Annotated in this window: 21 protein-coding genes and 3 pseudogenes; 14 read left to right on the plus strand and 10 right to left on the minus strand. The window is 60.0% G+C overall.

The window, feature by feature from the left end:
- Nucleotides 1-211 precede the first annotated feature (211 nt).
- Nucleotides 212-613, plus strand: a complete 402-nt coding sequence (locus tag AACY11_RS26375) for a hypothetical protein (RefSeq protein WP_339431643.1) — start codon at nucleotides 212-214, stop codon at nucleotides 611-613.
- 194 nt (nucleotides 614-807) lie between these two features.
- Here the strand turns inward: AACY11_RS26375 and AACY11_RS26380 are convergent, their stop codons facing one another.
- Nucleotides 808-1,737, minus strand: coding sequence for a LysR family transcriptional regulator (locus tag AACY11_RS26380; protein WP_339431644.1), 930 nt, complete (start codon nucleotides 1,735-1,737; stop codon nucleotides 808-810).
- A gap of 179 nt (nucleotides 1,738-1,916) precedes the next feature.
- Between AACY11_RS26380 and AACY11_RS26385 the strand changes: the two genes are divergently transcribed.
- From AACY11_RS26385 to AACY11_RS26430, 10 genes are all read left to right on the plus strand, one after another.
- On the plus strand, nucleotides 1,917-2,945 hold the full coding sequence (locus AACY11_RS26385) for an alpha/beta hydrolase (protein WP_339496068.1): 1,029 nt from the start codon (nucleotides 1,917-1,919) through the stop codon (nucleotides 2,943-2,945).
- Nucleotides 2,942-4,153: an MFS transporter gene (locus tag AACY11_RS26390; RefSeq protein WP_339431646.1), complete on the plus strand. Its 1,212-nt coding sequence runs from the start codon at nucleotides 2,942-2,944 to the stop codon at nucleotides 4,151-4,153. Before AACY11_RS26385 ends, AACY11_RS26390 begins: the two co-directional genes overlap by 4 nt.
- Nucleotides 4,154-4,178: 25 nt before the next feature.
- Nucleotides 4,179-4,652 (plus strand): cyclophilin-like fold protein, encoded by a 474-nt coding sequence (locus AACY11_RS26395; protein WP_339431647.1) that lies wholly within the window; start codon nucleotides 4,179-4,181, stop codon nucleotides 4,650-4,652.
- Nucleotides 4,653-4,728: 76 nt separating this feature from the next.
- Nucleotides 4,729-5,226 (plus strand): (R)-mandelonitrile lyase, encoded by a 498-nt coding sequence (locus AACY11_RS26400; RefSeq protein ID WP_339463928.1) that lies wholly within the window; start codon nucleotides 4,729-4,731, stop codon nucleotides 5,224-5,226.
- Entirely contained in the window at nucleotides 5,204-5,968 is a 765-nt protein-coding gene (locus AACY11_RS26405) for a carboxymuconolactone decarboxylase family protein (RefSeq protein ID WP_339431668.1), read from the plus strand. The genes AACY11_RS26400 and AACY11_RS26405 overlap by 23 nt, the downstream gene beginning before the upstream one ends.
- A gap of 163 nt (nucleotides 5,969-6,131) precedes the next feature.
- Nucleotides 6,132-6,614, plus strand: a complete 483-nt coding sequence (locus AACY11_RS26410; RefSeq protein WP_339463926.1) for a (2Fe-2S)-binding protein — start codon at nucleotides 6,132-6,134, stop codon at nucleotides 6,612-6,614.
- A complete protein-coding gene (locus AACY11_RS26415; protein WP_339496069.1) occupies nucleotides 6,614-8,860 on the plus strand; it encodes a xanthine dehydrogenase family protein molybdopterin-binding subunit in 2,247 nt (748 codons plus the stop codon). The genes AACY11_RS26410 and AACY11_RS26415 overlap by 1 nt, the downstream gene beginning before the upstream one ends.
- A 14-nt stretch (nucleotides 8,861-8,874) precedes the next feature.
- On the plus strand, nucleotides 8,875-10,221 hold the full coding sequence (locus AACY11_RS26420) for a c-type cytochrome (RefSeq protein ID WP_339431651.1): 1,347 nt from the start codon (nucleotides 8,875-8,877) through the stop codon (nucleotides 10,219-10,221).
- 15 nt (nucleotides 10,222-10,236) lie between these two features.
- Nucleotides 10,237-11,256 carry an XdhC family protein gene (locus AACY11_RS26425; protein WP_339496070.1) on the plus strand — a complete coding sequence of 340 codons (1,020 nt, stop codon included), beginning with the start codon at nucleotides 10,237-10,239 and terminating at the stop codon, nucleotides 11,254-11,256.
- A gap of 267 nt (nucleotides 11,257-11,523) precedes the next feature.
- Nucleotides 11,524-11,880, plus strand: coding sequence for a hypothetical protein (locus tag AACY11_RS26430; RefSeq protein ID WP_339496071.1), 357 nt, complete (start codon nucleotides 11,524-11,526; stop codon nucleotides 11,878-11,880).
- Between the two features lie 47 nt (nucleotides 11,881-11,927).
- Here AACY11_RS26430 and AACY11_RS28520 read toward each other — a convergent pair.
- The 5 genes and pseudogenes from AACY11_RS28520 to AACY11_RS26450 all read right to left on the minus strand — a co-directional run.
- Nucleotides 11,928-12,059: pseudogene (locus tag AACY11_RS28520) on the minus strand (DUF6124 family protein); the annotation flags it as partial.
- Nucleotides 12,060-12,138: 79 nt separating this feature from the next.
- Nucleotides 12,139-12,633: a GNAT family N-acetyltransferase gene (locus tag AACY11_RS26435; protein ID WP_339496072.1), complete on the minus strand. Its 495-nt coding sequence runs from the start codon at nucleotides 12,631-12,633 to the stop codon at nucleotides 12,139-12,141.
- A 12-nt stretch (nucleotides 12,634-12,645) separates the two neighbouring features.
- Entirely contained in the window at nucleotides 12,646-14,742 is a 2,097-nt protein-coding gene (locus AACY11_RS26440) for a biotin/lipoyl-binding protein (protein WP_339496074.1), read from the minus strand.
- The gene (locus AACY11_RS26445; protein WP_339463921.1) at nucleotides 14,743-16,062 is read right to left on the minus strand and encodes an efflux RND transporter periplasmic adaptor subunit; all 1,320 of its coding nucleotides are present in this window, start codon (nucleotides 16,060-16,062) and stop codon (nucleotides 14,743-14,745) included.
- Nucleotides 16,059-16,838 (minus strand): efflux RND transporter periplasmic adaptor subunit, encoded by a 780-nt coding sequence (locus AACY11_RS26450; RefSeq protein WP_339431657.1) that lies wholly within the window; start codon nucleotides 16,836-16,838, stop codon nucleotides 16,059-16,061. Before AACY11_RS26450 ends, AACY11_RS26445 begins: the two co-directional genes overlap by 4 nt.
- Before the next feature lie 183 nt (nucleotides 16,839-17,021).
- Here AACY11_RS26450 and AACY11_RS26455 point away from each other — a divergent pair.
- Nucleotides 17,022-17,356, plus strand: a pseudogene (locus AACY11_RS26455) (type II toxin-antitoxin system RelE/ParE family toxin); the annotation flags it as partial.
- A pseudogene (locus AACY11_RS26460) lies at nucleotides 17,342-17,446 on the plus strand (transcriptional regulator); the annotation flags it as partial. The pseudogenes AACY11_RS26455 and AACY11_RS26460, both read left to right, overlap by 15 nt.
- Nucleotides 17,447-17,550: 104 nt before the next feature.
- Here the strand turns inward: AACY11_RS26460 and AACY11_RS26465 are convergent.
- The 4 genes from AACY11_RS26465 to AACY11_RS26480 are packed head-to-tail and all read right to left on the minus strand — an operon-like array spanning nucleotide 17,551 to nucleotide 23,396.
- On the minus strand, nucleotides 17,551-18,447 hold the full coding sequence (locus tag AACY11_RS26465) for a TolC family protein (protein WP_445261989.1): 897 nt from the start codon (nucleotides 18,445-18,447) through the stop codon (nucleotides 17,551-17,553).
- 48 nt (nucleotides 18,448-18,495) lie between these two features.
- Nucleotides 18,496-19,863: an HlyD family type I secretion periplasmic adaptor subunit gene (locus AACY11_RS26470; protein WP_339431659.1), complete on the minus strand. Its 1,368-nt coding sequence runs from the start codon at nucleotides 19,861-19,863 to the stop codon at nucleotides 18,496-18,498.
- On the minus strand, nucleotides 19,853-22,009 hold the full coding sequence (locus tag AACY11_RS26475; protein ID WP_339431660.1) for a type I secretion system permease/ATPase: 2,157 nt from the start codon (nucleotides 22,007-22,009) through the stop codon (nucleotides 19,853-19,855). Before AACY11_RS26475 ends, AACY11_RS26470 begins: the two co-directional genes overlap by 11 nt.
- Before the next feature lie 34 nt (nucleotides 22,010-22,043).
- Entirely contained in the window at nucleotides 22,044-23,396 is a 1,353-nt protein-coding gene (locus AACY11_RS26480; RefSeq protein ID WP_339431661.1) for a TolC family outer membrane protein, read from the minus strand.
- Nucleotides 23,397-23,755: 359 nt separating this feature from the next.
- Between AACY11_RS26480 and AACY11_RS26485 the strand changes: the two genes are divergently transcribed.
- Nucleotides 23,756-26,829, plus strand: a 3,074-nt coding sequence (locus AACY11_RS26485; RefSeq protein ID WP_339496077.1) for a retention module-containing protein, incomplete at its 3' end; no start/stop codon positions are given.

A 26,829-nucleotide genomic window follows, 5' to 3' on the forward strand; every position in this document is an offset into this window, starting at 1 on the left:
CTCGGGAAGTAAGGTACCTTGGCCTCGATGTTCACCTTGGATAAAGCGCTTCATGGGCGATCCCTGCGATGAAATCCTCAGAAATCATAGCAAGAGTTCGCGAAGGCGTTTTTACACACTCTGGGCCAGAAGCGGACGATCAATTAGGAGTTGTAACAAAGAGTTGTCCGCCATTTAATGAGCGATCGAACATCAGGTTGATGAACCGCAAATGAGCAAACTGGGTTGCAAGTGTGGCCATGTGATTACCGATCAGACCGACAGCTTGCCCTACAAGGCGAGCTTGCTTCGCGACGAGGTGGAAAATAAATTTTGGGATGAGGTGCACCGAGAACTCAAACCTCTGGTCGAGGCGGCGGAGTCCGGAGACAAGACTTCAATCGACGATGCATTTGGCGAGTTTTCACCCATATTCGGCGCTGCTGACAAGCTGCAAGACCGGATATCCAGCCTTTACATTCAACGAATGTCGACTGCCTACGAGTGCCAGAACTGTGGGCGCCTTTGGGTGCAAAAAGATAACAGTGAACGATTTGTTTCCTATGTCCCAGAGGAAGGCGCATATGGCGCGATCCTGGCAGTGGCATCAGGAGTACCTGAAAATCTGGATTAGGCATGCGCGATTGGTCGGAAGCTGAGATTGCAATCGGTAGCAATCGACCCATACCAGACACTCAGCTTGCCTCTAGTCTCGACTATCCCTAGGGTGTTGCTCGTCACAAGATCGCGTTGGGCAATCAGGTCGCTTTGATTACATGTGTCTTTGTACTAGAGCGTTTCCGCGATTAATCGCACCAGTGAGAGCGGTTAGCCGTCCGTCTCGCTCGGGTCACAAGTCGGCGGCAAACGATCGACCCGCAAAGCATCAACGACCAGCGAAAACGCCTGGGAGGGTTGTCGGCGGCTGGGGTAGTACAGGTGAAAGCCGTCGAAGGGTTCACACCAGTCCTCCAGTACCCGAACTAGTCGCCCTTCGGTTAGATGCGGGGCAAACTCATCCTCGGGCAGATAGGCTATACCCAGCCCACTCACCGCAGCATCGGCGATATGGGTGGTGGAGTTGAATACCAACTGGCCGTCTACACGTACCTTAAGCTTCTTGCCCCGGCGTTCGAATTCCCATGCATCCACGCCGTCATAGGTGGGAAAACGGATATCGATACAGCGGTGTGCTACTAGATCGCGAGGGTGTTTCGGGGAGGGATTTTTCGCGAAATAGCTTGGCGCGGCCACTACGGCCATTCGTAACGGCGGGCCAATGGGCACGGCAATCATGTCTTGGGCCACCGTGTCGCTGAAGCGCACGCCGGCATCGAAGCGGTCGGCGACGATATCGCAAAAGCCATAGTTGATATCGAATTCCAGCTTGATATCCGGGTACATCTGCAGCAACGGCGCCAACTTGGGAAGCAGGGTTGTCTTGATGACGTTGTCGCCGCAGGTAATGCGTACCGTCCCGGCCGGCTTATCGCGCAGCTCGGTCAAAGCTTCCACTTCGGCCTCGATTTCATCGAAGCGATGGCCCACCGCTTCCAGCAATCGCTCGCCCGCCGCCGTTAACGATACGCTGCGCGTGGTGCGGGTAAGCAAGCGAATTTTCAGCCGCGCTTCCAGTGCCGAAACCACCTGACTCACTGCCGATTGCGTCACCCCAAGCTGTACCGCCGCGCGGGTAAAGCTGCCCTCCCGCGCCACGGTTACGAAAGCCAGCAGATCGTTGAAATTGGATTTGGCCATAGCGAGCATGCTCGATTGATTGATTAGGCATGGTTATATCCGCATTAAGCATTCATTAGCTAATCAAAGTCTCTTTACTGCGTAACACTAACCGGCATCCCACCCGATCGGCATGGAGAAGGTTGAGCCTTGCGCTAACTGCCTGCATCGCCTTTAGCCTTCCCTAATAAGTATGCCCCATGAAAAGACTTCTCGTAATGCTCGGGTTTCTACTCAGTTCATTCACCGCATTAGGAGCCGATATGTCCAACGGTGCAGATAATTTCTTTAAAAGTGACAAGGTGACCGTACAAAAGGTCAGCTTCAAAAATCAGTACCAGCTCAATGTCGTGGGCAATCTTTTCATCCCCAAAGGGCTGGACAGCGCCACCCGCAGCCCGGCCATTATCGTTGGCCACCCTATGGGCGCGGTGAAGGAGCAAAGCTCAAATCTATATGCGCAAAAATTGGCGGAACAGGGCTTCGTTACCCTGGCCCTGGATTTGTCGTTTTGGGGCGAAAGCGAAGGCCAACCCCGTAACGCGGTACTGCCAGACATGTACGCCGAGGACTTCAGTGCCGCCGTGGATTACCTTGGCACGCGGCCCTTTATCGACCGCCAGCGCATAGGCGTGCTGGGCATTTGTGGCAGCGGCAGCTTTGTAATCAGTGCAGCCAAGATAGATCCGCGCATGAAAGCCATCGCCACTGTCAGCATGTATGACATGGGCGCCGCCAATCGAAACGGGCTTAAGCATTCGCAACCCCTTGAGGTGCGTAAGCAAGTTATCGCGGCGGCGGCCGAGCAGCGTTATGTGGAATTTACGGGCGGCAAGATCGAATACACCGGCGGCACGGTGCAAGCGCTGAATGCTGACACCCACCCCATCCAGCGCGAGTTTTTTGACTTCTACCGCACCCCGCGTGGCGAATTCACCCCGGCCAGTTCCACGCCGCAACAGACCACTCGGCCGACGCTGAGTAGCAATACCAAATTCATGAATTTCTACCCATTCGTCGATATCGAGAGCATTTCGCCTCGCCCGATGTTGTTTATTGCAGGTGAAAACGCCCACTCCCGCGAGTTCAGCGAAGAGGCTTTTCGCCTGGCAGGCGAACCTAAAGAGCTGGTCATTGTGCCCAACGCAGGCCATGTCGATCTGTACGACCGCGTCGACTTGATTCCTTTCACCAAGCTGACCCATTTCTTTCAGGACCACCTGAAATGACCGCTGAAGTCCATCTGAACGCCACCGTCTTGAGCGAGACATTTACGCGTACCGGTCATTGGGGAGGTGTCTATGCAATGACGCTGTGCGTATTCGCGCTGATCGCTTCGGAGTTCATGCCCGTTAGCCTGCTGACACCATTGGCAAACGACCTGCAGGTCAGCCAGGGCTTGGCCGGGCAGGGCCTTGCCATCTCTGGCGCGTTTGCGGTGTTGGCCAGCCTGTCGATCAGTTGGATCGCCGGCACGCTGAACAGAAAAACCCTACTGCTGGCTCTGACCGGTTTGATGGCTGTATCGGGCGCCATTGTGGCGCTTGCCCCGAACTACCTGATCTACATGGTTGGGCGAGCCCTGATCGGCGTCGTGATTGGCGGATTTTGGTCGATGTCGGCAGCCACTGCGATGCGTCTGGTGCCGGCTGCACAGGTGCCCAAGGCGCTGGCTGTTTTCAACAGCGGCAACGCCTTGGCTACGGTAGTGGCAGCGCCACTGGGCAGTTATTTGGGCTCGGTTGTGGGTTGGCGTGGTGCGTTTTTGTGCCTGGTTCCGGTGGCGCTAATTGCGTTGGTTTGGCAGTGGATAAGCCTGCCAAGCATGGCAGCGCAGAAGCGTTCGCCGGGTGCAGGCAATGTTTTCAAACTGCTGAAAAATCGCAAGGTGGCGCTGGGCATGGCGGCCGCCGGCTTGTTTTTTATGGGCCAATTTACGCTGTTCACCTACCTGCGCCCGTTTCTGGAAACAGTCACCCAGGTCAACGTGCCGATTCTTTCTCTGCTGCTATTGGTGATAGGCGTCGCTGGCTTTTGCGGAACAGCGCTGATCGGATCAGTGCTCAAGCGCAGCCTGTACGGCACCTTAAGTACCATCTCGCTGCTGATGGCGGTTATTGCTGTCGCGCTGATTCCTGCGGGCACTTGGCTTATCGCGGTAGCGGTATTGCTCGGCCTATGGGGCTTTATTGCGACAGCAGCGCCCGTGGGCTGGTGGAGCTGGATTGCGCACGCCTTGCCTGATCACGCCGAGGCGGGCGGCGGCCTGATGGTGGCGATTGTCCAATTGGCTATTGCCGTGGGCTCCACAGTCGGCGGTGTACTTTTTGACGCTCTCGGCTACCAGAGCACCTTTATCGCCAGCGCCACGATGCTGATGCTTGCCGCCTTGTTGACCTTTCTAACCTCTCGTTCGCCGGTGCCGCACACCCGGTGAATCCTCTATTCCAAGGAGCAAGGCCATGTTTTTCGATTATGTCCCTGGATGGAAGGGCCTCTGGTTCGCGGCCTTGATGCCATTTGCCCTATCGGCATTGCCCCTCGCAGCCGCGACAGATATCGCCGGCCCATCAACAGGGATGGAGAACTACACGATGTGGATGACCATAGGCCAACAGCGCTTCGCCATTACCCTTGAGGACAACCGGAGCACTCGGGAGCTTGCCGCCCGTTTGCCGCTCACCCTGGACATGAGCGATCTGAACGACAACGAAAAGCACGTCACCTTGCAGCGCCCGTTACCCACTCAAACTTATCGGCCTGGAACAATCCACAACGGTGATTTCCTCCTGTACGGCCCTGACACGTTAGTGGTCTTTTATAAATCCTTCAGTTCGTCTTACAGCTATACCCGTCTCGGTCGCATCGACAACCCAGCGGGCCTCTCGCAGGCTCTGGGTCGGCATGATGTTCGGGTGACGTTTTCAGCGGATTAGTTTCAGTCATCTTCCGCCCGGCCAGCTATGTCACGTGGTGCGCCCCCCCTCTCGCACGTTGATCCAGGAGCTTCTTATGCCGTCCAAGCACACTAATTCAACCTTGGCCGCATTGGCGCTGCTCACCGCCAACTGCATCGAACCAACCTTCGCGGCCGAGCTGAGCCCTGCCAGCCAGAAAATCACACGTGCGGGTGAGCAGGCTTCGATGACAGGGCCTGCCGATTATTTCACTGGTCATGTGCGGATCGATCCATTGACGACTGCAACGGCCGAACTCAACACCTCAACGCTCTACGTCACCTTTGAACCTGGCGCTCGTTCGGCCTGGCACACGCATCCTGCAGGACAATATCTTGTCGTGACAGCGGGGGTCGGACGTACTCAGGAATGGGGAAAGGCAGTGCAGGAACTACGTCCCGGTGATGTGGTGTTTTGCCCGCCGGGGGTAAAGCACTGGCATGGCGCCGCGCCATCGACTGCCATGACGCACATAGCTATCACTGGCATGAAGAACGGCAACAACGTCCGTTGGATGGAGAAGGTCAGTGATGAACAGTACCCAACCAAGTAAATATCACTATGCCCGCTTAGGGCCGTTAGCCGGCCTGGTAGTGCTGGCCAGTGTTTTAGGTGCTCACGTATCGAGTGCCAGTACCACACACATTTCGGAGACGCAGACGGTGACTGAGCAAACCCTGACTGCAAAACAACTGGCTGTCGCCCCTATCGGCGCCACCATGGCCACCGGCGATATGCCCCGTTTGCGTGATGCGCTCAATCGCGGTCTCGATGCCGGTCTGACGATTAGTGAGAGCAAGGAAATCCTGGTTCAGCTCTATGCGTACGCCGGGTTCCCGCGCAGCCTCAATTCACTGTCGCAGCTGATGAGCGTTTTGCAAGAGCGCGAAGCAGGCGGAGTTCAAGACGAGCCGGGACGCGAACCAGGCCCCGTGCCGTCGGGGCACGCTTTGCTCGACCTGGGCACCGACAATCAAACCCGTCTGGTGGGTGCACCGGTCTCAGGACCGTTGTTTGAGTTCGCCCCTGCGATTGACCAGTTTCTGAAGGTTCACCTGTTCGGCGATATCTTCGCTCGAGACAACCTCGATTGGGCTACTCGCGAACTGGCCACTGTTGGGGCACTTGCCGCGATGCCAGGGTTAGCGTCGCAGTTGGCGTCGCACCTGAAGATCAGCATGAATGTTGGCCTCACGGCGCAGCAGTTGAACCAAGTGGCTAGCGACCTCAAACGCCACGGTGACCAAGAGGCGGCTGAGCGCATTGTTGTGACCTTGGAAAAAATCAGGGGCTGACGACGCCACCGATGGCGACAAGATATTGATGAGCTCAGCTAATAACGGCTATCGGAATCCGCGGATTCTGAATTTGCGGGCGAATGCTAAGTTCCTGAGGCACTGAGAACACCCTCCGAATACCTTCATCCAAAAGACTAACCCTCGTGAAAGCAGGTGAGCCATGGAACTGCGAATAAACCAAAAAACCTACCAGGTCGATGCCGAGGCGGATACGCCGCTGCTATGGGTTATCCGCGATGACCTAGGGCTGACCGGTACCAAGTACGGCTGCGGTCTAGCGCAATGTGGCGCGTGCTCGGTACTGGTGGACGGCAACGTTGTACGCTCGTGCGTTACTCCGGTAGCCGGGGTGGTGGGCCGAGAGATCACCACGATCGAGGCGATAGAAACCGACGATATCGGAAAGCGTGTGGTCGCTGCGTGGGTTGAGCATCAGGTCGCCCAGTGCGGCTATTGCCAGTCTGGCCAGGTCATGGCCGCGACAGCCCTGCTCAAGCGCAACCCCAAGCCCAGTGATGTGCAGATCGCGGCGGCGATGGTCAATCTGTGTCGCTGCGGCACCTACAACGCCATCAATTCTGCCGTCCACGAGCTGGCAACCGACGTTGCAATCGTTGCGGCGCCAGCCGGGGAGACGATCTGATGAATAAGCATGGTGATACCGGCCTTGGTGAGCCGATCAATCTATCGCGACGTCGCTTTCTCGTGGCCTCTGCTGGCACGGCTGTTGGCGCGTTGGTGCTCGGTTTTGGCGTGCCGCTGGGTTCTGCACGTATGCAGGCGATGGCGGCCGAGCGCCAAGCGGCAGGCACCCAAGTTAGCGCTTTTCTTGAGATCCGCCCGGATAACACTATCCGACTGCTATGCCCCTTTATTGAGGGCGGTCAGGGCACCTATACCGCCATGGCACAAATAGTCGGCGAGGAACTGGATGCCGATCCATCGACCTTTGTAGTCGAAAGCGCGCCGCCCGGCGAAGCGTATGTGGTGATGGAAAATGGATTGCGCATTACCGGCGGTAGCATGTCGGTGCGCATGAGTTACCCGACCATGCGCCGGCTGGGAGCCCTTGCCCGCGCGATGTTGCTGCAGGCCGCAAGCGCACGTCTGAATGTGCCGGTGACTGAACTGACCACCGAGCCTGGCCACGTTTTGCATGTGGCTTCTGGACGTTTGCTGAGCTACGGCGAGCTGGCCAGCCTTGCGTTAGACCTGGCAGTGCCCGCTGTCGAGAGCGTCACGCTGCGCGACCCCAGCCAGTTTCGCTGGATCGGTAAGCCTGTACGCCGTCTGGACAGCTACGACAAGTCCACCGGCAAAGCGCTGTACACCATCGACATGCAGGTGGACGGCATGCTCCACGCCGCCGTGCAACATGCGCCACGCCTGGGCATGACGGTGGGCGAGTTGCGCAACGAAGCGCAGGTTAAGGCGATGAAGGGGGTGCATTCGGTGCATAGCTTGTCCGGCGCCGTGGCAGTCGTCGCCGAGCGCTGGTGGCACGCCAAACGTGCCGTCGAAGCCATACAGGTGCAATGGCAGGAGCCCGCTGCCGATTCGCCTTTGCGGGTGATGCCCGCCGACTTCTCCACGGTGGCGTTCCGTGAGCGTCTGGCCAATGAGCCCGGGCCGGGGCGTGATGCCGAGGTGGAAGGCGACTTCTCCGGCACGCTAGCAAAGGCGCCTACGCACGTTGAAGCCAGCTACCACAACCAATACGTCAATCACGCGCAACTCGAACCCCCTTCAGCATTGGCCCGCTTTCATTCCGATGGTTCGCTGGAAATCTGGTTGCCCAATCAGGCTCAGGACTTTTTCTTGGCGGACATTGCGAAACGTACCGGCTTGGACCCTTCTAATATCACGCTACATACGCCGTTGCTCGGCGGCTTTTTCGGGCGGCACTTCCTGTACGAAACCGCCAACCCATACCCGCAGGCCATCGAATTGGCGAAGGCAGTCGGGCGCCCGATCAAGCTGATTTGGAGCCGAGAGGAAGAGTTTCTGCGCGACGTGCTGCGCCCTATGGCCGTCGTTAAGTTTCGCGCAGCGCTGGATGAAAAGGGCTTCCCCATCGCACTCGAGGCGGTGAGCGCCACCGAGGGGCCGACCGAGGGTCTTGCCGGCAAGCAAGGTGCAAAGCTCGACCCGTCGGCCGTTGAAGGCTTGACCGACAAGGCGTACGCGATTCCCAATCGGCGCATTGCCCAAATCTACGTCAAGGGCCCTGTCATGCTTGGCTACTGGCGCTCGGTGGGCAATTCGCTCAATGACTTCTTTTACGAGGCGTTTCTGGACGAACTGGCCGACAAGGGTGGCCATGACCCCTTTGAGCTTCGTCTGCACTTGTTGCAAGGCAACGCGCGGTTGACCCATCTGCTGCAGTCCGTCGCTGAAATGTCCGGTGGCTGGAAACGTGGGCCGTTCACCGCTGAAGATGGTTCACGACGCGCGCGGGGTGTGGCCATGGCCTCGCCCTTTGGTACGGAAACAGCGGTGGTCGCCGAGGTGTCGATTGAAAATGGCCAGATCAAGGTTCACGACATTTGGCAGGCGATAGATCCCGGTAGCATCGTCAACCCCGCCATTGTCGAAGCGCAGGTCAATGGCGCAGTGGCCCTTGGCCTGTCCCAGGCGTTGGTAGAAGAAGCGGTGTACGTCGACGGCAAACCGCGCGCACGTAACTATGATCTCTACCCGATCTTGCCGCCCGCCCGCATGGCAAGGGTGCACGTTAAAGTAATCGAGAGCGGCGCCAAAATGGGCGGCATCGGTGAGCCACCGCTGCCAGCTGTGGCGCCGGCAGTGGCCAATGCCGTGGCCAGGCTTACCGGCCAGCGCCTTCGCAGCATGCCGTTCTCCAGCTACACCTTTAGCCAACCAGCCTGACGGGAGACGTGTCCATGAGCAGACGGCATTACAAAAAAGTTGCCGGCACACTGGCATTGGTCGGTCTCGTCGCGTTGGTCCTGCTGGTTTGGTATGGCACCCGGATGCCGGCGTCGGCGCTCGACGCCGCAGGCAGTGTTGCCACAGGCGACGCGGCACTGGTGCAGCGCGGCGAGTATGTGGCCCGGTCTAGCGACTGCGTGGCTTGCCACAGCTTGCCGGAGGGTCCCCCATTCGCCGGAGGCCTGGCGATGGCTACGCCACTGGGGACCATTTACGCGACCAACATTACCCCCGACCGCGCGGCAGGTATCGGTCACTACAGCCTGGCTGACTTCGACCGTGCCGTTCGCCAAGGTGTTGCCCCTGAAGGGCGCCGGCTTTACCCCGCGATGCCTTACCCCTCGTACGCCAAGCTGACAGACGAGGATGTGCGGGCCTTGTACGCCTTCTTCATGCACGGCGTCAGCCCGGCAGCAAAACCCAACAAACCGAGCGAAATTCCCTGGCCGCTGAACATGCGCTGGCCCATCTCGCTGTGGAATAGCTTGTTCACTGAGGCTGCAACCTTCGTTGAACAATCCGCCAGAGACGCTCAGTGGAATCGCGGCGCGTACTTGGTCCAGGGCGCAGGCCACTGCGGCAGTTGCCATACGCCACGCGGCCCGGCTTTCAATGAAAAAGCGTTGAGTGATGCCGGTGACCAGTTCCTGGCCGGCGCACTGCTGGATGGCTGGTACGCCCCCAGCTTGCGCAACGACCCCAACACGGGGCTGGGGCGCTGGAGCGAAGCGGATATCGCGCAGTTCCTGAAAACCGGGCGCAATGAGCATGCGGTGGTTTTTGGTTCGATGACCGAGGCGTTCAATAATTCCACGCAATTCTTGAACGACGACGACCTAGCGGCTATCGCTCACTACCTCAAGTCCTTGCCGGGTGATCCACAGCGCGATGGCGCGCCATGGCAATACGAGGCGGCAGCTGCTTCGGAATTCGTCAGCGCCGGGGGACACCTTTACGAGACGCGCTGTGCCTCCTGTCATGGGCAGGATGGGAAGGGACAGGCGCCATGGATGCCGCCTCTGGCCGGGGCCACTTCAGCACTGACGTTGGCACCTGACTCAGCCATCAATATCAGCCTCAACGGATCAATGCGTGTGGTCACGGCCGGGGTTCCAGATGCGTACCGGATGCCTGCCTTTCGCGGACAACTCTCGGACGTAGAGATCGCGCAGGTGTTGTCTTTTGTCCGCACGACCTGGGGCAATCGGGGGGGCGAGGTTGATGCGCAGGCGGTCTCCCGACTGCGCGCGCATACCGACCCGGCCAGCGCCACGCCAATTATCTTGCACATGCGCTGACCCTGCGGAGGCTTGATGGAAAGCATTGACCTGCTAGTACTGCGTACCGCCCGCGATTGGCTTGCTGCGGGCGACCGCGTGCTGCTGGTAAGCGTGGCACGAACCTGGGGCTCATCACCACGGCCGGTTGGCTCGATGATGGCGCTGCGCAACGATGGGCGTGTTGTGGGCAGCGTCTCCGGCGGCTGCATCGAAGACGACCTTATCCACCGATACACCACAGCTTACGGCGCAGCAGGCTTACCGGAGCGGTTGCCCGATGTGGTTCGCTATGGCGTGAGCGCAGACGAGGCGCACCGTTTCGGCTTGCCTTGCGGAGGCACGCTCGAATTGGTTCTGGAATTCATGCCAGCCGTCGAGGCCATTGAGCAACTGTTAGCACTTCTCGACGCGAGGCAACTGGTGCGGCGCCAACTTGATCTGCGAACTGGAAAAGTAGATCTGCACAGCACAGCGACGCCCGATCAATTCACCTTTGATGGCCTACACATGAGCAACACACTTGGTCCAGGCTATCGGATGCTGCTGATCGGCGCGGGGGCGTTAGCTGAGTACGTTGCCGTGATGGCCCAGTTCAATGGCTTTCAGGTAACCATCTGCGATCCCCGGCCCCAATACATAGAAATGTGGAATGTTCAGGACATCACTCGAATCCAGGACATGCCAGACGACGTGGTCAGAGCCTTTGCGCCCGACTTACGCACCTGCATCATCGCCCTTAGTCATGATCCAAAGCTTGACGACCTGGCATTGCTGGAGGCCCTGCAAGGTCCAGCCTTCTACATCGGCGCCATCGGCTCGCGACGCAACAGCCAGAACCGACGGAGTCGTTTGATCGAGCATTTTGGTGAGACCGAGGGATCGCTGAAACGTTTGCATGGACCGATCGGCATATACATCGGAAGCAAGACGCCGCCGGAGATCGCCGTCAGTGTGATGGCCGAAGTGCTAGCCGCCAAAAACGCAGTAACACTCCCAAGCGAATTCTCTATTTCCAAGGCCAAGGAAATCAGAGAGGTGGAGAGATGTACATAAGCCCGTGACGTTGCATGCCACTTGTCGCTTGAGTGCAGTGCACTGCATCAAGCGTCCCCACACTAACCGCCGAGCGAAATCTGTTTTCAGTGCAAAAAGGGAGGCTCCAGTTTGGGCCGCCCATGCTCAGCCATGTACAAAGTTGAAGGGGCTCGGAAAACTCGTATGTGTGCTGGTGGTTGGAGCGACAGTATCCGTATTAACTGGAACAGTGCTGACTGAGGGCGGAGAGTATTTGGGGCAAGAAATTCACGAGTATTGCGAATCATGGAGATGACACGCACTTTATTTACCTGGGCATGGGGGGCAGTAATTTTAATCGGCGTGATAGATGCCGCCATGATTGTCTACGTGGCTAACAAAAGACTCGCCCCCCCCCTGGAAGAACACTTTAAACGGTGGCTCTCCATATCCATGGATCACCCGATTTTAGAGAAGAGGTTTCACGCAAAAGTTGTTGAGCTCGCCACCATCAGCGTTTTGATTTCATCCAAGAGAAATCAGAGCATCGACCCTTCTTTAAAAGAAGGAAAGCATTCGGAGTATTTGCCTGAAACCAGCAAGTTGTACCTACTGATTCCCTGCTCGCGATCACAATCTGTCGGCCAACATTCGCCTGACTGACACACCGCAGTCGCGAGCAAGCCCGCTCCCACCGGGGGATTTGGATTTCAGGCCGCAGGGTCGAGGTTGTCGAGGGCTTGGTTGACGGTCAGTTCGCCGAGCATCACGACCTGCTGGATGCCCAACAAGGTGTGGCGCTAGGGCGCGTCCAGCAAACCGGCGAAATCACTGAGCCTCACGCAAGGTTGTGTAGCCTGGGTCCGCGTCCGGGAATGTCGCTTGAACATTGCCGTTCAAGACCCGGCTCCTGCACGGGGTTTATTGGGGATACCAGACAAGTCTTTCGGCGGCCGGATTGCTTTCTTCCACGGCAAATCCCAGTGCCAGATAGTGCCGGCGTGCCTGGGGATTGCTGCGCCAGACCACCGTCGCCACCGGGCAGCGAATCTGCTGCGCGGCTTTCTGCACGCCTTGCAGCACGGCGCGGCCAAAACCCTGGCCACGCGCCGGCGGGATGAACGCCAGATACAACACGCGAATTTCGTTGGCGCCGAAATCGGTGCTCAAGGCACCGATGGCCGTGCCGAGTTTTTCCACCACGTAGTGCATGGCGTTGGGGTAGTGATCCCCCATGCCCTGCTCCTGCACCTGAAACTGCTGGGCGGCCAGTTGCTGCACCTGTTCCGGCTCGCCGTCGATCCACTGCAGATCCGGCCGCGCCGTTTGATACAGGCTTTGCAGAAATGGCCCGTCGGTTGCCCGCGAAGGCCGCACCACCAATCCCTCTGCTGCCACTGCTGCGTTATCCATCATCGCCGCTCTCCGTTAAAAACCGCTTTCCCTGACCCCCAGCGCCGCCATCCGTCGCCATGCCACACCCAGCAACGACTCGCCGCGCCCCTGCAACACGACCACGCCGCGCAACGGTTGCGGCGGCGTCGGCGCGCTATCGAGCACACTCAAGCGCGCGCCATATTGCGCCTGCACCGGTTCAGCCCGTTGCTGTTGATCGCGGCGTACAGCAATCGGCCCGTGGTGATCGGACGTCAGCGCTTCCTGATCGACGTAGGCCACGCCGTTGGTGTCGATTTCATCCAGTTGCACCGCGAGCGCCGGGTGCATCGGGTCGTCGGCGATGAACCGGCCGCTGGCGCCGGGTTTGACCCGCCACAACTGCGCTTCGGCCAGATAACCGCGCAGGCGTGTGCCGTCCTCGACGACCCGGGCCAGTGCATCCTTGCTCGAAATCCAGCGCCCGACGCTCAGGTTCGGCAGCAAATCACGCACATATCCGGCGTGCGGGGCACGCAGCAACAGGCGTTCACGTCGGGCGGTGAGCCCGCGGTATTCGGCCACTGCTTCGGCCAGTTTTTGTTCAACGACACCGGCGTCCGCCGCTGTTTCACTGCGGCCGGCCTGCCGGCGCATCAGCAACTGCTGGATCTGGATTTCCCGCCGCACGATGGCGCGCTTCGAATCGAGATCCGGGGATTCCAGCTCGATCAACACATCCCCTTGGGCCACCTTCTGACCGTCCTGCACTTTCACCGCTTTGACCCGCGCCGCGGTGGGTGCATACAGAGCGCTTGCACGTCCGGCCTGCAACATCGTCGGCAGTTCCACAGCGCTGCGCCAAGGCACCACCAGCACCAGCAACAACCCCAGCAATGCCGGACTGAAAAGCAACACGCGCGGGCCATGCGCCTGCTCGCGGCGGCTCCACCACTGGCGCCACTCACGCATGATCGGCAGAAAGATGAACCACACCAGTTCCACCAGCATCAGGAAGATCCCCAACACCTTGAAGAACAGGTGATAGACCGCCAACGCGATCCCGAAAAACAACGCCGCACGCCATAACCACGAGCCATACCCCCAGATCAGCAAACGCCGTTGCATTTTCGGCGACCAAGGCTCCGGCGCGGGTGCGCCATAACCGAACAAAAACTCGCGCAAGCGCCAGCGACACAAGGCAAACGCCCGGCCCTGAAGGTTGTCGACCTGCCACAAATCGCTGATCAGAAAGTAGCCGTCAAAACGCATGAAGGGATTGAGATTGACCACCAGCGTGGTGATCCAGGTGGCGCTGGCGAGCATGAACGCCGCCGTGCGTCCCGGGCCATCAGGCAAGAACGACCACGCCAGCAGCGCGATGCACGCCAACAGCAACTCAGCCATCACGCCACCGGCGCCAATCAACAACCGTGCGCGACGATCATTGACGCGCCAGGCATCGCTGACATCGGTGTAGAACATCGGCAGCAGCACCATGAACGCCACGCCCATGCTCTGCACCCGACACCCGGCGCGCTTGGCCATGAACGCGTGGCCGAACTCGTGACACAGCTTGGCAAAAAACAGCGCCACGCCGAACGCCAATGCGCCGCCGAGGCTGAACAGGTGCGGAAAGGTGCCGATAAACCGCTGCCAGTCCCGCGAGACCAGAAACACCCCAAGCGCCAACGTCGCCGGCAAACCGTAGCGCAACACACGTGGGCCGAAGCGTTCCAGCCACGGCCAGGCGCGATTGAGAAAGGCGTCAGGACGCCACAGCGGTATACGGAAAAACAGGTACTGATGCAGAAGGATTTGCCACAGGCTCTGTTTCTGCGCCAGGGCCTTGAGCCGGTAGCTGGCGCGCTGTTGATCGTCGAGGGCACTGATCAGATCGTGCCCACGGAGAAACTCCAGCAATTGCTCAAGCTCGGTGCCGTCCAGCGGCAGGCCCGGCTCACGATTGGCCGCACGCAGGACCTGCTCGGCATCGCCCAGCGACCAGTGGCGCAACAGGCGCATCGCGGCCGCGCCCAGTTTGAAATAACGCCCGCGCACCGGGTCGGCCAGGGTCCAGCGTGGCGAGCCGTCCAATGCTGGCGCTGCGGGCGACAGTTGCAGGTCGGCACGCAGGCTCGGCAGGTTCATTTACAGGCCCACGCTCTGGCGCAGACCGGCCAATGGACGACGCAACAGGTACAGCGCCAGCGGCGCACGGTCACCGAATATTTTCGCCGTACCGCGCAGGCCGATGCGCGGCGGTGCGTCGACGAAATTGGCGTCGAGCCGATACGCCAGTTGCCCGCCAGCGGTCGGTTGTGCCTCGTAGGCCGAGCGCTCCAGCGTCGCGTGGTGGCGCTTCAAGGGATCGCTGTCGAGAAACAACGCGATCTCGGCACCGGGCGCTAACGATATCGCGTCGCCCACCGCCAGTTCGATACGCAGTTCGGCCTGGTTCGGGTCGGCAATTTCCATCAGCCGTTCACCGGTCTGCACGGGTTTGCCGGTCAAGCGTTCGGCATCGGCAAACACCGCGATACCATCGCGTTCGGCACGCACTTCGCTGCGGTTGAGCAACTCGCGGGCGTAGTCGCGTTCGGCGCGTTTTTGCTCGACGCGCGCGGCCAGCAAGTCGATCCGCGAGTTGGACTCGGCATCGGTGAACGAGCGTTGGGAATTGGATTTGAGTTCGGCCTCGGCCACATCCAATGCCCGTTCGGCCACATCGGCCTGAGCCGTGAGGGTGGTGTTTTCGAAGCGCAGCAACAGTTCGCCGGTTTTCACCGTTTGATTGGGTTTGACCAGAAACTCGGCGATCACCCCGTCCAGCGGCGCCGCCACCACACGGCCGCCCAGCGGCACCACTTCGGCCGGTGCCAGCACCGATTGACGCACCGGAATCAACAACCCGAGCAACAGTGCCGCGACCAGTGCCACCTGACGTTTACGCGTCCAGCGCAACCGCCAGGGTTTGCGTGGCTGCAGCGCCAGCCAGGCGTGGCTGTAGGTGTCGCCCAGTTGCGAGAGCAAAACTTGTTCGGAAGGATTCCACGGCACATCGCGGGCCAGCCACAAACCGCCGAACACCTGTCCATCCCGATCAATCAACGGCAGCCAGAACACTTGTGCGGCGGACAAACTGCGCCAATCGGCCTGGATCGATTCGCCGAGCGACTGCGGCGCAATCACCAGCGCCTGCTGCAGCACATCCTGCTTGAACAACTGCGCCACGGCTTGCTCGACAAACGCCACGAACGGCGCATTGGGCTCCACCGCGCTGACGCCGGTCACCGCTTGCACCTTGCCTGCGATCAACAACGCGGCATGGCGAAAACCGAACAGCGACTGGCCGTCATTGACCAGGCTGTAGGCCAGTTGGGACGCGTCGCGGGCCGTGCGGGTCTGGCGTTCGAGGTCGAGAAACCGCGCAAAGACCTGCTCGGCACCGCCGCTGACCGGGGCGTTCAATTGAGCTCCGCAAAATGCGCCGTACCGCTCATGCCGGCCAGCAAGCCTTTGGCTTCGGGGAGAGAGGCGACCAGCAACAAGGTCTGACTGCCCTCATCGATTCGCGCGCCGAGGCGTTTGACCGTGGCCTCGAGCGGTTGACCGGTTTCATCGGGAACAAAGGAAAACGTCTGGCCAGGCTTGAGTTTGGCCATCCAGCGCGACGGGACCAACAGATGGATTTCCAGTGTGCGGTTATCGACCACATCCAGCAGCGGCGCGCCGGCCGACACGCTCTCATAGCGCTTGACCTTGCGCTCCACCACTTGCCCGTCAAATGGCGCAATCACGCTGCAGCGTTTGACCTGCACCTGATAAACCTGAGATTGCGCCTGGGTTTCGCTGACCTTGGCCTGCGCCCGCGCCACTTCGAAACGCCCGACGGAATTGAGCGCGGCCAATTGTTTGTTGTGCGCCAATTCTTCACCGGCGCCACGGCTGGCCGCTTGCGCAGCATTGAGTTGCGCCTGATAGGCCGAGCAATCGAACCGGGCCAGCACGTCGCCCTTCTTGAACGACTCGCCCTCACTGAACGGCAACTCGACAATCCGCCCGGACAGCTCACTGGCCAGAATCGCCTGATCCCGAGCGCGAAGCACACCCCGCGCCTCACTGCTCGCGGTACCCGCCCCGGCCGCTGGGCTATCGAGCAGCGGATCGTCTAGCCCGGGCGTTTGCGCCTGAACGGCACACGTTACAAAGGTCAATCCAAAAACCCAACCACGAAAACGCTGCATAACCGCTACTCCCTGACGGATGTGCGGAGTCTACGACAGCGAGGGTTAGCGTCAAGCGAAAGGCCAGCATTGCGCCTTTGTCTTTGGTTTAAGCAGATCGCAAGTGCTCAGGTCAGCCCATCGAAAATATAACCCTGATGGAATATTTCATAGCGCCCATATTCGCCTCCCATGAAGTGAGATATCGAATACACCGACCAGTTCGGCGACTGGTGGGAAGACCTGACTGAAAACGAGCAGAGTTGTGTGGCTGCAAGCGTCAAACTGCTGGGTCAATTCGGACCGGGTTTACGCTTTCCGCACAGTAATGCGATCAACGGAGCGCGGCACGGCCATTTACGAGAACTGCGAGTTCAACATGCCGGACGGCCGTATCGCATTCTTGATGCGTTTGATCCAAGACGTTGCGCAGTACTATTGATCGGTGGAGACAAAACCGGTCAGGACCGCTGGCATGAAGTCAATGTCCCGCTCGCCGATCAACCGATCGGCTGTACGCTGAGCATCTAGAAACATTGCGCAACTATATCCATGCGATGGGCGGCGAACTTGAAATCATCGCAACGTTTCCCGAAGGGCAAATCAACATCGAAAATTTCGCAGGTTGAGCACCCGAAGTCCGCTTCAACCTGTGACACCTTCTGCTGACGATCTACTCGGCAGCCTGCACATCACATCGAATTCGTCGATTTGATCCTTTTTTGCGACATCCTCAGCGTTGCGCCATCTTGTCGACCGGATACACCGACTCCCATCCCCCACCCAACGCCCGGTACAACCCGACCATCGCCAGCGACACCGCGGTCGAACTCTCCACCCACTGCTCCTGAGTCGCGAGCAACGCGCTCTGCACGGTAAGGACGTTGACGAAGTCGACCACGCCTTCGACGTATTGCCGTTGTGCGGTGCGCAGGGCGATCTGGTTCTGGCGCACGGCTTCGGCGAGGCGGCCTGCGCGGCGCTGGCTGGCGTTATAGGCGGTCAGTTCCAGCAACAGGCTGATCGCGTTGATCAGTTGCGATTGGCGCTGCTCCAGTGCCGGCAGCCGCGATTCGATGGCCGCGACTTGTGCGGCGGCTTCGGCGACTTCCAGATTGGCGTCGGCGGCTTCGGTTTCCCGGCGCACGCGGCCCCAGACATCCAGTTCCCATGACGCGGAGAAACCGGCGTCCCACAGGTTGAAGGCCGAATCGCCGTTGTGTCCGGATGGGTCGCTCAGCCCCTTGGCACTGTTGCGTTCGCGCCCATAGCCAGCGGTAGCGGCGGTATTGGGGTAGCGGTCGGCGCCGATCACCCGGCGTGCGGCGCGACTTTGATGCAGCCGGCTGCTGGCCAGTTGCAGGTCGAGGTTATTGTGCACGGCGCGCTGGGTCAGGGCCGAGAGTTGCGGGTCGTGGAAGACTTCCCACCAGCGTTCGTTCAGGGATTCGCTGACCGCTTGACCGGGGGCTGATTTGGCGGGTTTGGCCCAATCGGCGATCTGCGTGGCTACCGGCTTTTGGAAGTCAGGGCCCACGGTGCAGGCGGTAAGGCCAGCGGCAATTACGACTGTGGATATCAGGCGCTGCAAGTGGCCTCTTCGCGAGCAAGCCCGCTCCCACACTGGAATGCATTTCAATGTGGGAGCGGGCTTGCCCGCGATGAGGCCACTGAAGATCTAGCGCTCGTGCAACGCCTCAGCACGCGCCCGAATGATCGGTTTGAGCAGATAGCTCAACACCGACTTCTTGCCGGTGATGATATCCACCGAGGCCACCATCCCCGGGATGATCAGCAACGGCTTCTCATCGGTGCCCAAGTGGCTGCGATCGGTGCGCAACTTGATCACGTAATACGTGGTTTTCTTGTCTTCGTCGGTAATGGTGTCTGCGCCAATCTGCTCAAGCTTGGCTTTGAGCCCACCATAAATGGTGTAGTCATACGCGGTGAATTTCACCGTCGCTTCCTGCCCTGGATGCAGGAACGCGATGTCTTGCGGGCGGATCTTGGCTTCGACCAGCAACGTGTCGTCCAACGGTACGATTTCCACCATGTCGCTGCCCGGCTGGATCACGCCGCCGATGGTGTTGACCAGTAACTTGTTGACGATGCCGCGCACCGGCGACGTGACCAGTGTCCGGCTGACGCGGTCTTCCAGCGCCTTGCCGGTGGCCTTGGCCTTGTTCAGGTCAGTGCGCGCTTCGTTGAGTTGAGTGAGCGCTTCGCTGCGGAACTTGCCACGCGTCTCGTCGATCTTGCGCTGCACTTCCTTGATCGCCGATTCGGCGCGCGGGATGGCCAGCGTAGTGGCATCGAGCTGACCACGGGTTTCGACTTCGGCACGCTTGAGCCGCAGCACTTCAACCGGGGAAACCGCGCCCTGCGCCACCAGCGGCTCGGACATGTTGATTTCCTGACGCTGCAAACCGAGTTGCTGGCGGTACTGCGCCTGCTTGGAGGTGAACTCGCGCAGCTCTTGCTGACGCTGGATCAACTGCTCCTGCAAACCGCCGATCTCGTCGTGCAGCTGCTGGCGACGGCTGATGTACAGCGATTCTTCGCTTTTGGCCTGGCCCGGAACAGCTTTGAGCACGTCCTCGGGGAAGTTCAGCGGTCGGTCATCGACCTCGGCACTCAGACGCTCGACCCGCAGCACCATCGACAGCCTGTCGGCCTCGGTTTCGCCAACGTTGGAGGCAAATCGCGTGTCGTCCAGGCGAATCAGCGGCGCACCGGCCTCGACGATCTGGCCTTCCTTGACGTAGAGCTCAGTAACGATGCCGCCCTCAAGGTTCTGGATTTTCTGGATCTTCGAAGACGGAATAGCCTTGCCCTCGCCTTTGGTCACTTCGTCGATCACGGCGAAATTGGCCCAGAGCATGAGGAACACGAAAAAGCCAATGATCGCCCATATCGTCAGACGAACGACGCGCGGGGCGTCTTCGATCAGCGCTTTGTTGACCTCTGGCAGTGGCTGGCCCTGCAGCGAGGCAGAACCCTTGAAGTAGCGACGGATCGACTCCTTGATACCCGACTTAAGCAACACTGATCTGCCCCTTCTTCAACGCTTCCATCACGGCGGCTTTCGGGCCATCGGCGAGAATCTGTCCGCGGTCGACCACCAGCAGGCGATCCACCAGCGACAGCAGCGACGCCCGGTGCGTCACCAGCACCACGGTCTTGTTTTCGATCACCGCCGCGAGGCGTTGCTTGAGGCGTTCTTCGCCGGTGTTGTCCATGGCGCTGGTCGGTTCGTCCATCAGCAGAATCGGCGGATTGAGCAACAATGCCCGGGCCAGGGCGACATTCTGGCGCTGGCCGCCGGACAGGTTCTGCCCGCGCTCGCCCACTTGCAGCTCATAACCTTGCGGGTGCAAACGGGCGAATTCGTGGACGCCGGCCAGTTCGGCGGCCTGCAGGACGAGTTCGTCCTCTACATAACGCGCGCCGGACACCAGGTTGTCACGCAGGGTGCCGGCCAGCAGTTGAATGTCTTGCGGCACATAGCCGATGTTGTAGCGCAACTCGCTGACGTCGATCTGACGGATGTCCACACCGTCGACCAGCAACGCGCCGTCGTCCGGTTGATACAGGCCCACCAGCAGCTTGGCGAGGGAGCTTTTGCCAGAGCCGCTGCGACCGATGATGCCGATCTTCTCGCCGGGACGGATCACCAGGTTGATGTTCTTCAGCGCCGGGTTCTGTTGTTCCGGGTAGGTGAAGTTGAGCTGGCGGCATTCGATGGCACCTTGCAGAACCTTGCGGCTCAGCGGGCGCTCTTCGAAATTGCGTTCCTGCGGCAGCTCCATCATCTGGTCGACCGAGGTCATGGTCACTCGCGCTTGCTGGTAGCGCGTCAGCAGGCCGGACAGCGACGCCAGCGGGCTCAGTGCGCGACCGCTGAGCATGTAGCACGCAATCAGACCGCCCATGCTGAGGTTGCCGGCGATGATCTGGTACACGCCGAAGACGATCATGATCACCCCGGCCAGTTGCTGGATCAGCAGGGTGATGTTCATCGCCAGGCCGGAAAGCATTTTCACCCGCAGTTCGAGGCGGCTGAGGGTGCCAATGGTCTGTTCCCACTGGTATTGGCGTTCGCTTTCGGCGTTGTTGACCTTGACCGCGTCTAGGCCGGCGAGGGTTTCGATCAGGCTCGACTGACGCTCGGCGCCGAGGGCCATGGTGCGTTCCATGGTGGCCACCAGCGGCTTCTGCAACGCGTAGCCGATGGCCAGGGCAATCGGGAACGCCAGCACCGGAATCCACACCAGATGCCCGCCAAGAATGGCGATGACAATGAAGATCAGGATGGTGAACGGCAGATCGATCAGGCTGGTCAGGGTCAGCGAGGCCAGGAAGTCACGCAGGCTCTGAAACTCATGGATGTTCTGCGCGAAGCTGCCGACCCGCGCCGGCCGATGCTTCATGGCCATGCCGACGATGCGCTCGAACAGCGTCGCAGAGATGATCAGGTCGGTTTTCTTGCCGGCCAGATCCAGACACAGGCTGCGCAGGCTCTTGAGAATCAGATCGAACATGTAGGCGCCGGTGATACCCAGTGCGAGCACCCACAGGGTGGCCTCAGCCTGGTTCGGCACCACGCGGTCGTAGACGTTCATCACGAACAGCGGCGCGGCCATGGCGATGATATTGATCAGGAAACTGGCGGCAATGGCGTCGGCATACAGCCAGCGCGAACGCTTGAGGGTGTCACGGAACCACGAGCGTGCACGCGGGATCAGCGTGCCGTGGTTGACGTCGAATTTATGTTGGGGTTGGGCGAAGAAGACTTTGCCGGTGTAATCGTCGGCGAGCAGTTCACGACTGACCACGGACTCGCCACCATCGCTTTCGCTGAGCAGCACCCGCGCTTCATTTTCACCTTGCCAGCCGAGCATGACGGCACTGCGGCCATCCTTGAGCAACAACAACGCCGGCATGGCGATCGCCGGAATCTCTTCCAGTTTGCGCTGCAGCACTCGACCCTGCAGGCCGGCGCGAGCCGCCGCGCGGGGCAGCAACTCGACACTCAAACGTTGTTTGGGCAGCGGCAGGCCGGTGGTCAGCATCGCCGCGCTGGCAGGTTTCTGGTGCAGCATGCAAAGGGCGAGCAGACCATCCAGCAACGGATCGTCGTGCAACGCGCGTGGATCATGACTGAGATGAACTCGACTGACTTCTGATTCCACGCTCGACACTCTTTGACTGTTTAAAAGGGATAACTCAATTCATCCCAGGTAACTGCACCTTGGGCTTCACGTCGTTTTGCACAACGGATGCCAACGGTGCGACCACTCCCTGGCTTCTGAGCAACTCGCCCATGGTCGCCTTGATTCGGTATTGAGTAAATAACTGAATGTTTTTGATTTCAGCCAGACGCCGCGAAGCGGTGAACAACTCGTTTTCGCTGTCGAGCAAGTCAAGCAGCGTGCGCTCGCCGAGGCTGAACTGACGCTGGTAAGCGGTACGCACCGCCATGCTGTGATCGACGTACTGCTGAGCGATCGGCACCTGAGCATTGGCGTTGTTGAGGGCGTTCCAGGCCAGGCCCAGTTCTTCATTCAATTGACGCAAGGCGTTGTTGCGGATGTCCAGCGCCTGGTTCGACAGGTACGACTTGGATTCCAGGTCAGCCTTGTTGCTGCCACCCGAATACAGGTTGAAGCGCATGCGCAGCATGGCCTGCCATTCGTTGTTGTGACCGTTCTGGCCGTCGAGGTCGTTGTCGGCGGTGCGGCCCAACTCGGCGTCGAAGCGTGGGTAGAAGGTCGACTTGGCGGCTTCGTACTGTTTCTCGGCAGCCGCAATATCGGACTCGGCCGAGCGCAGGATCGGGCTGTTTTCCAGCATCTGCGTGCGGGCTTCATTGAGGTTGGCCGGCATCATCGCCATGAACGGCGCCGGACGCTCCAACTGATCGGGCATCTGGCCGACAGCGCTGAGGAAGTTGGTTTCAGAGTCGGCGAGGTTGGTTTGCTCGGTGATCAGGTTGTTGCGGGCCTGAGCCATCCGCGCCTCGGCTTGATCAAGATCGGCACCGCTGCCGACACCGCGCTGGGTGCGCAGTTGAATCTGGTCATAGATGCGCTGATGGCTCTTGAGGTTTTCCTCGGCCAGACGCACGAATTCGCGGCGGGTCAGCACGTCCAGATACACCTGGGCCACCGTCAGCGCGGTGCGCTCGGACGTGCCAAGCAACGAGTAGGCGCGCGAGTTGACGGTGGCTTGTTGACGCCCGACTTCGCTGGACGTCGCGAAACCGTCGAAGACCATTTGCGAGAGACGTAAACTTGACTCGCTGCGGTTCAGGGTTTCCCAGTGATTGCCACCACCGTTGGCTCGCGTGGTCACGCTGTCGGTGCCTTCACGACCATAACCGCCGAGCAGATCGACCTTCGGCAGGTATCCACCTTTGGCTGCCTTTAATTGATAATCCGCGGCCAAACGACTGTTGACCCCTGCCTGGATTTCCGGATGGACATCCAGCGCCTGTTGCATGGCTTGCGGTAGCGATTGTGCTTGTACGAACGATGCGGCGAGGGCGAACGGTAGGGCCTTGAGCAGATGCAAACGCATGATAAAGATTTCCCAGAACTTCTTGTCTTGAATCACAGCAAAACGTGGTGCTGCGTCGGATGATTGGCAACCGGAATGACCGTATGTCGGAAAGTTCAAAATAGGAACTGGATCACACGCTGAAGGACAGGTCGCCGCGGAAATATCAATGTGACATTAGTGGGGCGATTGTTTAGGATGGCACCCAGAAGGTCAATAGTTTGGCATAAAGTTAATCGCGAAAGAATATAGCCAAATTATTGACAAGATCATGCGTCAAACTTGTTTCGCAAATTTTTAAAGTACGTCCAGACTGAAATGGCGCAGACGCCATCAGGTCTATGGAAGTCAACTGAACGTGACACCCCGGAGAGTCTTCAATGAGCAGTGTTGTTGCCATCGTCAAAAGCATTGTCGGTCAGGTTTTCGTGGTGTCGCCGGAAGGCGTACGCCGCGTACTCGTTGAAGGCGACCGCCTGTTTGTCGGCGACCAGATCGACACCGGCCTCTCCGGCGCCGTGTCGCTAGAACTGGCTGATGGCCGCACCCTCGATCTGGGTCGCGACACTCAATGGAGCGCCAGCGCGCCCGACTCCAGCACTGACCTGGCCGAAGCCACCGCACAGGCCGCGCCATCAGTAGAAGAACTGCAACAAGCCATCGCCGCCGGTGTCGACCCGACCACCGCGCTGGAAGCCACCGCAGCCGGCGCCACTGCCGCGGGTACGGGCGGTGCCGCCGGTGGTGGTCACAGCTTCGTGCTGCTTGATGCCACGGCCGGCAGCGTTGACCCGACCATTGGTTTCCCGACAGCGGGCATCGATTCGGCTGCGCAAGCGGCTCAGAACATCACCGGCGGCCAGACCACCGACACCACCAACAACGCTCTGCGTGAATCGACCCTGAGCCTCAGCGCCACGCCGACCATCACCGAAGCCGGCGGCGTGCTGGTGTACACCGCGACCCTGACTCAGGCGCCGCTGACGGACCTGACCATCACCCTGTCCAACGGCGCAGTGATCGTGATCCCGGCCGGCTCGACCACTGGCACCGTCAACGTGCCGCTGGCGCCGAACGACACCGTTTATAACGACCCGACCCAGATCGACGTGACCGTCACCGGCACCACTGGCGGTAACGGCATCACCGTGACCCCGCCGACCACCCCGGCCACCACCCAGGTCACCGACACCATCGACACCACCACCGTCACCCTGACGGCGGGATCGAGCGTCACCGAGGGCGGTCAGATCACCTACACCGCGACCCTGACCAATCCGGCGCAAACCCCGGTGACCGTCACCCTGTCGAACGGGTCGACCATCACCATTGGCGCGGGCCAGACGACCGGCACCGTCAACGTGCCGACCCCGGCCAACGACGTGTACAACAACGGCAGCACCGTCACCACGACCATCACCGGTGCCACGGGCGGCAACTTCGAAAACCTGGTGCCGAACCCGACACCGGCGGTGACCACCATCACCGATTCGATCGACACCACCGGCCTGACCCTGACCGCGACCGGTACCGTGGTCGAGGGTGGCCAGATCACCTACACCGCGACCCTGACCAACCCGGCGCAAACCCCGGTGACCGTCACCCTGTCGAACGGCTCGACCATCACCATTGGCGCGGGCCAGACGACCGGCACCGTCAACGTGCCGACCGCGCCAAACGACGTCTACAACAATGGCACCACCGTCAGCACCACAATTACCGGCGCTACCGGTGGCAACTTTGAAAACCTGGTGCCGAACACCACGCCAGCGACCACCACCGTCACCGATTCGATCGACACCACCAGCGTGAGCCTCACCGCGACCGGCACCGTCGTCGAGGGTGGCCAGATCACCTACACCGCGACCCTGACCAACCCGGCGCAAACCCCGGTGACCGTCACCCTGTCGAACGGCTCGACCATCACCATTGAGGCCGGCAAAACGACCGGCACCGTAGACGTGCCGACCGCAGCCAACGACGTTTACAACAATGGCAGCACCGTCAGCACCACAATTACCGGCGCTACCGGTGGCAACTTTGAAAACCTGGTGCCGAACACCACGCCAGCGACTACCACCGTCACCGATTCGATCGACACCACCAGCGTGAGCCTCACCGCGACCGGCACCGTCGTCGAGGGTGGCCAGATCACCTACACCGCGACCCTGACCAACCCGGCGCAAACCCCGGTGACCGTCACCCTGTCGAACGGGTCGACCATCACCATTGAGGCCGGCAAAACGACCGGCACCGTAGACGTGCCGACCGCGCCAAACGACGTCTACAACAATGGCAGCACCGTCAGCACCACAATTACCGGCGCTACCGGTGGCAACTTTGAAAACCTGGTGCCGAACACCACGCCAGCGACCACCACCATTACCGACTCGATCGATACCACCAATCTGTCGCTGAGTGCCACTGGCTCGGTGGCCGAGGGTGGTTCGATCGTTTACACCGCGACCCTGACCAACGCTGCTGGCTCGCCAGTGACTGTGACCTTGTCGAACGGCGCAGTGATTACCATCGAAGCCGGCAAAACCACAGGCACTGTGACTGTTCCAGCGCCGGCCGATGACGTTTACAAAGATGCCAGCAAAGTCGAAGCAACCATTTCCACCGCGACTGGCGGCAACTTCGAGAACCTGGTGCCAAGCACTGTTCCGGCCGTGACTGAAGTGACCGACACCATCGACACTTCGACCGTCAAACTGACGGCTGATACTTCCGTGGCCGAGGGTGGCACCGTTACTTACACCGCAACCGTGGGCGCCCCGGTCACGGGTTCGCCAGTCGTGGTAACTCTGGCCAACGGTCAAAACATCACCATCGAAGTGGGTAAAACCACTGGCACCGTGACCACCACCGCGCCTAACGACGCATTGGTTGGTCAGGCACCGCTGACCACCTCGATCACTGGTGTAACCGGCGGCAACTACGAAAACCTCGTAGCCGACAAAACACCAGTCAGCACCACCGTGACTGACACCGTCGACACCACTAACCTGACGCTGAGCGCCACCGACTCGGTCGCCGAGGGCGGTTCGATTGTCTACACCGCGACCCTGACCAACGCCGCGGGTTCGCCAGTGACTGTGACCCTGTCGAACAGCGCAGTGATCACCATCGAAGCTGGCAAAACCACCGGCACTGTGACTGTTCCAGCGCCTGCCGATGACGTCTATAAAGACGCCGGCAAAGTCGAAGCAACCATTTCGACTGCCACGGGCGGCAACTTCGAGAACCTGGTGCCAAGCACTGTTCCGGCCGTGACTGAAGTGACCGACACCATCGACACGTCGACCGTCAAACTGACGGCCGATGCTTCCGTGGCCGAGGGTGGCACCGTTACTTACACCGCAACCGTGGGCGCCCCGGTCACGGGTTCGCCAGTCGTGGTAACTCTGGCCAACGGTCAAAACATCACCATCGAAGTGGGTAAAACCACTGG

Source organism: Pseudomonas sp. RA_105y_Pfl2_P56, from assembly GCF_963970845.1.
Lineage (GTDB): Bacteria > Pseudomonadota > Gammaproteobacteria > Pseudomonadales > Pseudomonadaceae > Aquipseudomonas > Aquipseudomonas baetica_A.

Bases quoted from the DNA above. Each gene is read 5' to 3' on its own strand.
- AACY11_RS26375 (WP_339431643.1), top strand. From the start codon at position 212: ATGAGCAAACTGGGTTGCAAGTGTGGCCATGTGATTACCGATCAGACC.
- AACY11_RS26405 (WP_339431668.1), top strand. From the start codon at position 5,204: ATGAACAGTACCCAACCAAGTAAATATCACTATGCCCGCTTAGGGCCG.
- AACY11_RS26380 (WP_339431644.1), bottom strand. From the start codon at position 1,737: ATGGCCAAATCCAATTTCAACGATCTGCTGGCTTTCGTAACCGTGGCG.
- AACY11_RS26390 (WP_339431646.1), top strand. From the start codon at position 2,942: ATGACCGCTGAAGTCCATCTGAACGCCACCGTCTTGAGCGAGACATTT.
- AACY11_RS26400 (WP_339463928.1), top strand. From the start codon at position 4,729: ATGCCGTCCAAGCACACTAATTCAACCTTGGCCGCATTGGCGCTGCTC.
- AACY11_RS26430 (WP_339496071.1), top strand. From the start codon at position 11,524: ATGGAGATGACACGCACTTTATTTACCTGGGCATGGGGGGCAGTAATT.
- AACY11_RS26415 (WP_339496069.1), top strand. From the start codon at position 6,614: ATGAATAAGCATGGTGATACCGGCCTTGGTGAGCCGATCAATCTATCG.
- AACY11_RS26395 (WP_339431647.1), top strand. From the start codon at position 4,179: ATGTTTTTCGATTATGTCCCTGGATGGAAGGGCCTCTGGTTCGCGGCC.
- AACY11_RS26410 (WP_339463926.1), top strand. From the start codon at position 6,132: ATGGAACTGCGAATAAACCAAAAAACCTACCAGGTCGATGCCGAGGCG.
- AACY11_RS26425 (WP_339496070.1), top strand. From the start codon at position 10,237: ATGGAAAGCATTGACCTGCTAGTACTGCGTACCGCCCGCGATTGGCTT.
- AACY11_RS26480 (WP_339431661.1), bottom strand. From the start codon at position 23,396: ATGCGTTTGCATCTGCTCAAGGCCCTACCGTTCGCCCTCGCCGCATCG.
- AACY11_RS26440 (WP_339496074.1), bottom strand. From the start codon at position 14,742: ATGAACCTGCCGAGCCTGCGTGCCGACCTGCAACTGTCGCCCGCAGCG.
- AACY11_RS26450 (WP_339431657.1), bottom strand. From the start codon at position 16,838: ATGCAGCGTTTTCGTGGTTGGGTTTTTGGATTGACCTTTGTAACGTGT.
- AACY11_RS26420 (WP_339431651.1), top strand. From the start codon at position 8,875: ATGAGCAGACGGCATTACAAAAAAGTTGCCGGCACACTGGCATTGGTC.
- AACY11_RS26435 (WP_339496072.1), bottom strand. From the start codon at position 12,633: ATGATGGATAACGCAGCAGTGGCAGCAGAGGGATTGGTGGTGCGGCCT.
- AACY11_RS26385 (WP_339496068.1), top strand. From the start codon at position 1,917: ATGAAAAGACTTCTCGTAATGCTCGGGTTTCTACTCAGTTCATTCACC.